General features: G+C 59.3%; 7 protein-coding genes. 3 read left to right on the top strand and 4 right to left on the bottom strand.

Features of this window, described 5'->3' with window-relative positions; translation table 11 throughout:
• Positions 1-112: 112 nt before the first annotated feature.
• On the bottom strand, positions 113-1,963 hold the full coding sequence (locus B9Z48_RS11730; protein ID WP_108378584.1) for a hypothetical protein: 1,851 nt from the start codon (positions 1,961-1,963) through the stop codon (positions 113-115).
• 232 nt (positions 1,964-2,195) lie between these two features.
• On the opposite strand from B9Z48_RS11730, the gene B9Z48_RS11735 reads away from it, so the two are divergent.
• Positions 2,196-2,591 (top strand): 5-fold beta-flower protein, encoded by a 396-nt coding sequence (locus B9Z48_RS11735; protein ID WP_108378586.1) that lies wholly within the window; start codon positions 2,196-2,198, stop codon positions 2,589-2,591.
• 10 nt (positions 2,592-2,601) lie between these two features.
• Entirely contained in the window at positions 2,602-3,141 is a 540-nt protein-coding gene (gene def, locus B9Z48_RS11740) for a peptide deformylase (protein WP_108378588.1), read from the top strand.
• A gap of 3 nt (positions 3,142-3,144) precedes the next feature.
• Here def and ligA read toward each other — a convergent pair whose 3' ends face one another.
• Genes ligA through smc form a run of 3 tightly spaced genes read right to left on the bottom strand, consistent with a single transcriptional unit; the run spans position 3,145 to position 9,865 of the window.
• Positions 3,145-5,271 carry an NAD-dependent DNA ligase LigA gene (gene ligA, locus B9Z48_RS11745; protein WP_108378590.1) on the bottom strand — a complete coding sequence of 709 codons (2,127 nt, stop codon included), beginning with the start codon at positions 5,269-5,271 and terminating at the stop codon, positions 3,145-3,147.
• Between the two features lie 12 nt (positions 5,272-5,283).
• Positions 5,284-6,318 carry a cell division protein ZipA C-terminal FtsZ-binding domain-containing protein gene (locus tag B9Z48_RS11750; protein ID WP_108378682.1) on the bottom strand — a complete coding sequence of 345 codons (1,035 nt, stop codon included), beginning with the start codon at positions 6,316-6,318 and terminating at the stop codon, positions 5,284-5,286.
• A gap of 19 nt (positions 6,319-6,337) precedes the next feature.
• A complete protein-coding gene (gene smc / locus B9Z48_RS11755; RefSeq protein ID WP_108378684.1) occupies positions 6,338-9,865 on the bottom strand; it encodes a chromosome segregation protein SMC in 3,528 nt (1,175 codons plus the stop codon).
• A gap of 321 nt (positions 9,866-10,186) precedes the next feature.
• Here smc and dapC point away from each other — a divergent pair, with 321 nt between their 5' ends.
• The gene (gene dapC, locus B9Z48_RS11760) at positions 10,187-11,401 is read left to right on the top strand and encodes a succinyldiaminopimelate transaminase (RefSeq protein ID WP_108378592.1); all 1,215 of its coding nucleotides are present in this window, start codon (positions 10,187-10,189) and stop codon (positions 11,399-11,401) included.
• Positions 11,402-11,403: the final 2 nt, after the last annotated feature.

Here is an 11,403-nt window from a genome sequence, read left to right on the forward strand (position 1 = left end):
TGACCCTTGAAAACTTCACAGGGCCGAAACAATAGGCTCCAGCACCCGAATGTGCGCTTGGCTTCTCGATCAAGCCTTCACAAGAACCTCACGATCAAGCACCACTTCAGCCTCAATACACCATGGCCCACATCTCCAATGGTGAGACCACCATGGCCTTCAAGACTTGGGATTTGAGCCGCAAATCACGGTCCTCGGTGACCACGAAGCAAGCCACATCTTGACCCTGAAAACGCTGCCCCAGATGCAGCTGTGCCTGCAGCGCCTCCAAAATCCGACCGTCCGCCCGGTCGCTGCCCTGCCCGCCAGAAAACCACACCCGCAAGCTCTCGGTCTCGCTCCAGTGTTGGTCATCCGGGCCATCAAACACAATGTCGGCGCTGAGCAGTGGGTGCAGCTCGGTCAGGCGCTGCACCCGCTCGATCAGCAAAGCCCGAGCCCGCGCATTGGGCCCTTGTTCGGCAGAAAAATACTCGGCCCCAATCAAGGGTTTGAGCTTGGGCAGCAGGTTGTGCCCATCGATGATCAGCCGAATCGGCCGCGCATGGCGCAGCGCGTGCTCAAAATGCTGCTTGGGCGTGACGGGCGGGTGTTCGTCTTTGTGCACGCCAGTGGCCGGGTGGTGCAGGTCATAAATCTGCATGGCTCGCCTGTCCAGCGCATCGTAGGCCTGCTGGCACATGGCCATGCTCCAGGCATCGGCCAGCATGCTGCGCTCCACCTGACGTTTTTTCTCCTGCAACTCGTCCATGTCGTGGATGGCCAGCAGCGCCTGCCCCAGTTGCCGAACGGGCTGGCGCGTGGGCTGGATCGAGCTTTGCGCCAGCCGCGCCTGCAAGGCCTCGATGTGGGTGGCCAGCGCACGTTGTTCCTCGGCCAACTGAGGCAGGGGCCGCAAAGCCTCGACCTGCGCCTCTTGCAGCGCCGCCAGCAAGCGCTGTGCCTCGGCCAGTTGCTGCCCCACGTCGCGGCGCGTGCCGAAACGCTTGTCCTCTTGCGCCTGCCGCGCCAGCAATTGCCGGGCCCGCTCCAGCGGATCGGCCTGGTGTGACACCGGCAAGGCCAAGGCCTCACTGGCCGTCAGCCACGGCGCCATGCGCTTGTTCAAGCCATCGGCAATGCCCTGCGCCACCCGCGTGCGCCAATCGCCCTCCACCTCGGCCAGCCGCGCACGCGCCGCCTTGAGTTGTTCGTCCAGCGCCTGCACGTCCTTGCTCAGCTTGTCGCGTTGGCGCATCACGCCATCGCGTTCGTCCTGCAACTCGTTGCGCTCGCGCTGCACCTGCTTGAACAAAGAACTGGCCCGGATCTCGCGCTCGGCTTGCTCGCGGGTTTGGGGCTGCGCCGCCGCAGCGGCTGGGATCTGACGCGTGTTGGGGCGGGCTGTGGGCGGCTCGTAGGGCACATCTGCCAGCACCGGCTGCAGCACGGTCAGCAAAGGCTTGAAGCGCTGCTTGAAAGTTTCTTCCGTCTTGGGCTTGCCCAGCTTGGGTTTGGTGTGGGCAGGGGCGCACGATTGGGCCAAGGCCCGCACCGAATCGCGCTCATCGAGCCACATCGCTGCCAGCACCGGCACGCGGCCAAAGCGCTCCATCAAGGCCGCCAAACCCTGTTCAATCGCCTTGTCGCTCAGCACGGCCAGCAGCGGCTCGGACAAAGTGGCACTTCTGAGCAACTCCAAAACCAAAGGCGGCAGCGTTTTGAGCTGCATCTTGGCCAGCACGCGTTGGCGCAGCAAATCGGTGTTGGGTTTGTCTTGCTTGAGGCCCTGCATCAGCTCGGGCAACTGTTTGGCACCCGCCACCAAATCACTGTCGGGCATGGCCTGCACAGCGCTTTTCAAATGGTCCAACACTTCGGCATCCAGGCCCTGCCAAATGGCCGCCCAATCGGGCGAAGTGCCATGGGGGCCAAGGGCTTGGGGTGGCTGCGGCGCGGGAAATAAGTGGTTTTCTGCGTTCATGGATCAGGCGATCTTCTCATGCGCTCCTCGAGAGTGTCTTGAAGACCGTCCATTCCAAAGGGCCTCGCCCTAACGCTGTGGTGCTGCGTCCCCGCTTTGATTTTTGAAATGATCGTCCAATTTCATGAGAGCTGGGTTTACAGTCAGTCCATGCGCCTGCACCCATTTGAAGCCAGATTTTTTCAAGTGTTTGCAAGGACAACGTTTCTTCAACCTCTGCGATTGTCTGCCGATGACGCCACACCTGATCACAGCCTTGCTTGTATGGAGCCTGCTGATGCCCACCGCTGTGGCCCAGCGCATGTTTGACAGCAGCGGGCGGGCATTGGGGCGGGTGGATGCCGAACGTTTTTACAACGGATCGGGGCAGCAGTTAGGCCGGGTGGACGGCGAGCGCATTTATGACGCTGCGGGCCGGCAGCTGGGCCGCATCGATGGCACCCGCGTGTACAGCGCCTCGGGCAGCCCAATTGGACGCATTGATGGTGAACGGCTTTACAGCGCTTCGGGCTCGCTCATGGGGCGCATCGATGGCGATCGGCTGTACGATGCATCGGGTCGACCCATTGGCCGCGCCGATGGGCTTCGGCGAACGCAAATGATCGTGTTTTTTTATTTTTTCATGTGAGACCTTGGCCATGACTGTTCGAGAGATCCTCAAAATGGGCGATGTGCGTTTGCTGCGCATGGCCGAACCCGTGACCGCCTTTGACACCCCTGAGCTGCACGCGTTGATCGCTGACATGCAAGACACCATGGCCAGTGTCAATGGCGCAGGTTTGGCGGCGCCGCAAATAGGGGTGAACCTTCAAGTGGTGATTTTTGGCAGCTCAAGCGTGAACCCGCGCTACCCCGGCCGTCCTCTGGTGCCGCGCACGGTGCTGATCAACCCGGTGATCACGCCGCTGGATGCGACGCAGGAAGAAGATTGGGAAGGTTGCCTGTCAGTCCCCGGCTTGCGGGGTGTGGTGCCTCGCTGGTCGCGCATACGTTACACAGGATTTGCTGAACAAGGCACGCCCATTGACCGCACCGTCGATGGTTTTCATGCCCGGGTGGTGCAGCATGAATGCGACCACTTGATCGGCAAGCTTTATCCCATGCGGGTGCGTGACTTCAACCGGTTTGGCTTCACCGAAGTGCTTTTCCCGGAAATCAGCGCGGCTGAAGACGATTGAAGCTCAGGGTTTTTGCCCCGCCAACAACAGCGCCAAACCTTCATCGCCAAGAACGGGCACACCCAGCGCTTGTGCCTTGTCAAGCTTGCTACCCGCTTCGGCACCAGCCACCACATAGTGGGTTTTTTTGCTCACTGACCCTGCCACTTTGGCACCCAAGGCTTCCAGTTTTTCCTTGGCTTCGTCGCGGCCCATGCTCTGCAAAGTGCCCGTCAACACCACGGTGATGCCTGCCAAGGGCATTTCGGTGGGGGCCAAAGCCTCACCTTCTGCCCAGTTCAAACCGGCATCGCGCAAGGCCTGGACCACTTCTCGGTGATGAACCTGGTCAAAAAAGGTGCGAATGCTGTGCGCCACCACCGGGCCCACATCAGCCACTTGCAACAAGGCATCTTCACTGGCCGCCATGATGGCGTCGAGCTGCCCAAAATGGCGGGCCAACTCTTTGGCCGTGGCCTCGCCCACATGGCGAATCCCCAAACTGAACAGAAAACGCCCCAAAGTCGTGGTTTTGGATTTCTCCAAGGCTTCCAAAAGGTTGAGCGCCGATTTTTCGGCCATGCGGTCCATGCCCGACAAGGTTTCCAATTGAAGGTGGTAGAGGTCGGCCAAGGTTTTGACATGGCCCGCATCGACCAGTTGATCCACCAATTTGTCACCCAAGCCATCCACATCCATCGCCCGGCGGTGGGCAAAGTGCCAGATGGCCTGCTTGCGTTGAGCGCTGCAAAACAGTCCCCCCGTGCAACGGTGGTCCGCTTCGCCCTCTTCCCGTTCGGCCAGACTTCCACAAACAGGGCAGTGGTCGAGCATGGTGAACTGCGGCGCATCAGGGGGGCGTCGCTCCAGGACCACCGACACCACTTCCGGGATCACATCCCCCGCACGCCGCACGATGACCGTGTCGCCTACTCGCACATCTTTGCGGCGGGCCTCTAATTCGTTGTGCAAAGTGGCATTGGTGACCGTCACGCCACCGACAAACACCGGGTTGAGTTTGGCCACGGGCGTGAGCTTGCCGGTACGCCCCACCTGCACATCAATGGCCAGCACGGTGGTCATTTCTTCTTGTGCAGGGTATTTGTGCGCCACCGCCCAACGCGGCTCCCGGGTCACAAAACCCAATCGCGTTTGCAGTGCCAGATCGTCCACTTTGTAGACTACGCCATCGATGTCATAAGGCAAAGCGTCGCGCTCAGCGGCAATGCGCTGGTGGAATGCCACCAAACCAGATGCGCCCTGCACACGAGAGGTTTGTTGGGCAACCGGAAAGCCCCAGGCCTTGAGTTGCATGAGCATGGCGTAGTGGGTGGTCCATGTCGGCCCCCCTTCAGACGATGGGGTCATGTCACCCAGTCCATAGGCAAAAAAACTCAGTGGCCGTTCGGCCGCGATGCCGGAGTCGAGTTGACGCACAGCGCCCGCTGCGGCGTTGCGCGGATTGACAAAGGTCTTTTCGCCCTTGGTGCCGGCTGCAATGCGCTGGCGTTGGCGTTCATTGAGTGCTTCAAAGTCATCCCGGCGCATGTAAACCTCGCCGCGCACTTCCAGCACTGCAGGCGCATCGGCAGGCAAGCGCAAAGGGATTTGTCCAATGGTGCGGATATTGGGTGTGACTTCTTCGCCCGTTTCACCATCGCCCCGAGTGGCCGCTTGCACCAGCACACCTGCTTCGTAGCGCAAACTCATGGCCAATCCGTCGAACTTCAATTCACCCACATAGCTCACTGGCGGCTCGGTTTCGGCCAAGCCCAGCTCTTTGCGAATACGGGTGTCAAAGGCTTCGGCACCGCTGGCCTCGGTATCGGTTTCGGTGCGAATGCTGAGCATGGGCACGCGGTGTGTGACCTGCTGAAAAGCGTCCAACACCGCCCCGCCTACGCGTTGCGTGGGTGAATCCGGCGTCAGCAGCTCGGGATGTGTGGCCTCGAGGGCTTGAAGTTCCCTAAAAAGCCGGTCGTATTCGGCATCGGGTAACTCAGGGGCGTCAAGCGTGTAGTAAGCGTGCGCATGGTGGTGCAGCAAGTCACGCAACTGTTGGGCTCTGAGTTGTGGCGAGACAGTATCCGAGCGGGGGGCTGACTCGGTCATCGGCTCGTCCGAAAACAAGTCAAAATTTGAGGTGCTCATCCATCCACACCCTCAAGAAAACAAGCGACGCGCTTGAGGCGAGCCTGCAGACAGTTCACGGGCATTGAGCGCCTCGTAAAGCACCTGCAAATCACTGGCAATTTGGTCAAGAGCCATCTCGTTCAGGACTTGCCCATCACCGTCGGTGATCACACCTTCCATGTTGTCGGCCAGTGAGCGAGCCACTTCGCGCATGCGTTCAAAAGGACGATCTTCAAAAGCAATTTGGGGCACATCCAGGCTCAACGTGAACTCACGGATCGCCGACAAAGCCGGGTCTTCGGCCATCGCTGCCTGTGAGTCAAAACTCAGTGACAGCAAGGGGGCCCCTGCTTGCTCAGAAGTCAGCACCATGCGCCCAGGGATCAGGCCCATGACAAAACCCAAACGTGTTGCATGTTGCTGGATATAACCTGAACTCCAGGCGGCCGATCGTGCACAAAGCGTGAAGCTCAATTGAACATCGTGAGCACTGGCGAATTGGTCGAGTTCTCGAGCACGGGCCACTTCCTCCATCATGTCGCTGAAGTGGGCGGTCCCCCCGATCGCATCCGCAAAAGCTTGAGTTTTGACTACAAACTCAGAAAATTCGATGTCGTTGAGTGCACCCATCCGATTGGCCAACTGCACACCCGCTTGAAAAGCCACATAACGTTTCCCCAGCTGAATAGGCTCCCACTGCCCATGAAGCTGACAACATCCCTCGATATGAAAGGCTTTGGTGCCGACGCGACGCGTGGGCGGCAAGGCGGCCAATACCAATTGGGCAGGCACGGCTTGCTCCACTTCAATGCTTGATATCACATCGATCAAGGCATCCAAATGCGGTTTTTTGTCAGACGTCGACAAAGCGACAAAATCATCGGTCAGGACCGGCTCAATCGCCTGGCCGTTGGCCAATGAACCGGCAGGTTGCAGTCCCGTCGGCTCGGTGTAGGGTTCGGCTTGCTTGGGGACATTTTGACGCGAAGTCCAATAGTTGTAGGCCACCACAGCCACCACCGTCAGCCCGCCAATGGCGGCCAAACTCACTTGCAAAGAACTCAAAGAATCCGCCATAACTTCCTCAGGCCACGTCGGCCAATGACGCTGCGGACTCCATGTCCACAGCAACAATGCGGGAAACGCCCTGCTCTTGCATGGTCACACCAATCAACTGCTCCGCCATCTCCATGGCGATCTTGTTGTGGCTGATGAACAAAAACTGGGTTTCCTTGCCCATGCCCTTGACCAACTTGGCATAACGCTCGGTGTTGGCATCGTCCAGCGGTGCGTCCACCTCATCGAGCAAACAAAAAGGTGCCGGATTGAGCTGAAAAATCGCAAAGACCAAGGCAATTGCAGTCAGGGCTTTTTCGCCACCTGAAAGCAGGTGGATCGTCTGGTTCTTTTTGCCCGGAGGCTGAGCCAGCACTTGGACACCCGCATCCAGAATCTCATCACCCGTCATGACCAGGCGGGCATTGCCGCCCCCAAATAACTCGGGAAACATCCGACTGAAGTGCTCGTTGACGATTTTGAACGTGCCGCCCAGCAGTTCACGCGTCTCGGCATCGATTTTTCGAATAGCGTCTTCCAGCGTGTTCATGGCATCGGTCAGATCGGTGCATTGTGAATCCAGGAACACCTTGCGCTCTCGCGAGCTGGTCAACTCGTCCAGAGCCGCCAAATTGACAGGCCCCAAAGCTGTGATTTCTCGGTGAATGCGGTCGATTTCACCCTGCAGACCCGTCACGCGCACGGAACCCAATTCAATAGACTGCGCCACAGCTTGCAGATCTGCTTGGGCATCGGCCAACAATTGGCTGTATTGCTCCAAACCCAAACGGGCCGCTTGCTCTTTGAGTTGCAGGTCACTGATGCGTTGGCGCAAAGGGTCTAGTTCACGTTCAAAAGTGACTTTTCGCTCATCACTGGCACGCAATTTGGCCGTCAAATCATCGTAAGCGCTGCGGCAAGCTCCCAACGCTTGCTCACGATCGAGTTTGATGGCCAGCACGTTTTGCAGTCCTGCTTGAGCGGCTGCGTCGGTCAAACGACTGAGTTCATCGCGAGCGCGTTGTGTTTCGGCCTCGATGCCGGCCACTTGTTGCTGGGCGGTGTCGATGGTGCGTTGGAGTTCCGCGCGACGTGCATCCAGGCTGCGTTGAGAAAACTGGGCTTCTTGGGCTCGGCGTTCCAAGCTGCGCTGTTGTTCGCGGCACTCAGAGAGTTTGCGCTCGCAGGCCATCACGCGCTCGTCCAATTGTGCATGGCGCTCTTGCGTGTCGGCCAACTGCATGTCGAGTTCTTCAAAACGGGCCTCGGCCGTCACTCGACGCTCCTGCAACTCGTCAAGCAAGGCCTCAACTTCGGCCAGGTCGTTGCTGATTTGTTCACTGCGGGCACGTGTTTGGGCCACCAACTGAGACAGCCGCAGGGTTTCCACTTGCATCTCATGTGCACGCGATTGACTTTCACTGGCTTCGCGACGCACGCTGATCAAGCGCTGAGAGGCATCTGCGTAGGTGGCCTCTGCACGCACCAAAGCGCTGCGGCTTTCCTCTGAAATCAGCGTCTGGGCCCGCAGTTGCTTTTCAAGGTTGTCAATTTCTTGTGCACGCGCCAGCAAACCTGCTTGCTCGGAATCCTGCGCATAGAACAACACACTGTGGGTGCTCACGGCATGACCCGCTTGCACATACAAAGTCTCGTTTGGCTGAAGTTCACCGCGCCAGGCCAAGGCGTCTTCCATGTGTGGGGCGGTCAAGCAACCGTGTAACCAGTCGGTCAACAAGGCAGACAAACCCGCATCGTGCACGCGCAAATGATCGGACAGGGGTTTGCAACCGGTGGGCAAACCGCTGCGGGGTGTGGCTTTGGAGGCCAAAGGCGAGGTGAAAAAAGCCAGCTTGGCCGGCGGTGCATCCAGCGCAAAGGCGCGCACCATGTCCAGTCGCGACACTTCGAGGGCTGACAAGCGTTCACGCAAGGCCGATTCGAGCGCATTTTCCCAGCCTGGCTCGATCTGAATGCGACGCCAAAGGCCCTCCAAACCGTCCATGCCATGTTTGGCCAGCCAAGGCTTGAGCTTGCCATCGGTGCGCACCTTTTCTTGCAAGGCTTTGAGGGCCTCTATGCGAGCACGCAAATCGGCCAACTTCGACGACTCTTGGTTCAGCGCCGCTTGACGCTGGCGGCGATCTTCGTCGAGGGCAGGCACAAGTTCCTGCAATTCATGCAAACGGGCCTCGGCCTCTTGCATCAAAGCTTCAGCCTCGGCCACTTGATCTTGCAAATGATTCAAACGCGCTTCGTCGGGGGCAGCCAGTGCATTGCGGTCCGTCAAAAGGCGCTCACGGCGCTGGTCGAGTTGGCGCGATTGTTCCTGAATGTTTCGCTGATCGGCGGCCAACACGCCAATTTGCTGCTGCACTTGAACCACTGTGGCCCGTTGGGCCGTGGCATCGTTTTGGGCTTTGCGCAGGCTTTCCTCAAGATCAGGCAAAGCCATGGCTTGGTCTTCGACCTGCGCAGCCAATGTCAAACTTTGGTCTTCGGCCATGACCGCTTGCTCGGCCAGTGTTTCGAGTTCGGCTTGTGCGTCCAGGCTGCGTGTGCCCCATTGCGTGGTTTGCTCCAAAAGTTGTTGCAGTCGCTGTTCGGCACGTTGTCGGCCTTCGACCACATAACGAATTTCGGCCTCCAAACGGCCCACCTCCGCACTGGCCTCGTACAAAGCCCCTTGCGCTTGATTGACCTGGTCGCCCGCGGCGTAATGGGCCTGACGGATCGTCTCCAAATCGGCCTCGACATGGCGCAAATCGGCCATGCGTGACTCCAAAGCGTTGACCGCCTGATCCACATCCGCCTTCATGCGAGCTTGGTCGGCCTCGGCGTCACGCCGTTTTAAAAACCACAGCTGGTGCTGTTTCAAGGTGCTGTCGGCCTGCAAGCGGTTGTATCGGTGAGCCACCTCGGCTTGTTTTTCCAATTTCTCCAAATTGGCATTCAACTCCCGCAAGATGTCGTCAACGCGGGTCAAATTTTCGCGCGTGTCCGACAGGCGGTTTTCCGTTTCGCGGCGGCGCTCTTTGTATTTGGAAACGCCAGCGGCCTCCTCCAAAAACAAGCGCAGCTCTTCGGGGCGCGACTCAATGATGCGACTGATCGTGCCCTGTCCAATGATGGCGTAAGCGCGTGGACCCAAGCCCGTTCCCAGAAACACGTCCTGAACGTCACGACGGCGCACGGGCTGGTTGTTGATGTAATAACTGCTGTTGCCGTCGCGGGTCAGCACACGCTTGACGGCGATCTCGGCAAACTGGCCCCACTGCCCCCCGGCACGGTGATCGTCGTTGTCAAACACCAACTCGACACTGGCCCGACTGGCAGGCTTTCGGGTGGTGGTGCCGTTGAAAATCACGTCCTGCATCGATTCGCCGCGCAATTCGGAGGCCTTGGACTCACCCAGCACCCATCGCACCGCGTCCATGATGTTGGATTTGCCACAACCGTTCGGGCCCACCACCCCGACCAGCTGCCCGGGCAGCAGGAAGTTGGTGGGTTCAGCAAACGATTTGAAGCCGGAAAGTTTGATGGAGTTGAGACGCACGGTGGTCTGATCGATCCAAGGAAAAGCCAAAAAAACACAAGGTCTTGCGAGAATTCGTCAAGAAGTCACCAAAACTCGCAAAAAACCACGAATCAAAGAACTCAATCTCCGATCCCGAATAATCTTAGATGTTAACTCAGCCATCACCCTCATTGGGCCCCTTGGGGAGCCATGCGCAGCAAATCTGTGTGTGCGACCCAACCTCGGCCTTCCTTCTGTTGTGCACTGTGCTGTGATGAACCCCTTGCGCCCACTTCATCAATTGTCAGGCTGGCAGCCTGCCGAATGCATTGGCACGATTTCATCCCGGATAATCGGGGGATGAATCCCCTTCTCGCCAAGCTGCAACCCTATCCTTTTGAACAGCTCAAACGGCTGTTCGCCAGCGTCACGCCCAACCCAGCCCTGCGCCACATCAGTTTGGGCATTGGCGAGCCCAAGCACGCCACGCCCGCCTTCATTCAGGAAGCGCTCAAGGCGTCGGTGGCCAACGGCTTGTCGGCCTACCCGGCCACAGCGGGCGAGCCTGCTTTGCGAAAAGCCTGCGCGGCCTGGCTGCAAACCCGTTACCAGCTGGTACTGGACCCCGCCACGCAGGTGTTGCCGGTGAATGGTTCGCGCGAAGCCCTGTTTGCCCTGACGCAAACCGTGATCGACCCGACCCGCCCAGGCGCCACGGTGGTCAGCCCCAACCCCTTCTACCAAATTTACGAAGGCGCGGCCTTGCTCTCTGGCGCTGAGCCCTATTACGTGCCCAGCGACCCGGCGCGTAACTTTGGCAACGACTGGGACAGCGTGCCGGCCGATGTCTGGGCCCGCACGCAGCTGTTGTTTGTCTGCTCACCCGGCAATCCCACAGGCGCGGTCATGCCGCTGTCGGAATGGGAAAAGTTGTTCGCTCTGTCGGACCAGCATGGTTTCGTCATCGCATCGGACGAGTGCTACAGCGAGATTTATTTCCGTGAAGAAGCCCCATTGAGTGGCTTGGAAGCCGCCCACCAGCTGGGCCGCACCGACTTCAAGCGCTTGATCGCCTTCACCAGCCTCAGTAAGCGCAGCAATGTGCCGGGCCTGCGCAGCGGCTTTGTGGCCGGTGACGCGGCCATCATCAAACAATTTTTGCTCTACCGCACCTACCACGGCAGCGCCATGAGCCCGGTGGTGCAAGCCGCCAGCGTGGCCGCCTGGGGCGACGAAGCCCATGTGGTGGACAACCGCAACCAGTACCGCACCAAGTTCGCCCAGGTCACACCCGTGCTGGCCGAAGTGCTGGATGTGAAGCTGCCCGACGCCAGCTTTTACCTCTGGGCGGGCGTGCCCGCAGACTGGCAAGGCGACGACGCCGCGTTTGCCCAAGCGCTTTATCAAGCCGAACACGTCACTGTGCTGCCCGGCAGCTACTTGGCCCGAGACTTCAAGGGCAGCAACCCGGGCCGTGGCCGCATCCGCATGGCCTTGGTGGCGGAAACCGCCGAGTGCCTCGAAGCGGCCGAGCGCATTGCCAGCTTTGTACGTACCCACCCCAACAAGGCTTGAGT

The sequence above is a fragment of the Limnohabitans sp. WS1 genome (assembly GCF_003063265.1).
In the GTDB taxonomy this organism is placed as follows: Bacteria; Pseudomonadota; Gammaproteobacteria; order Burkholderiales; family Burkholderiaceae_C; genus Limnohabitans_A.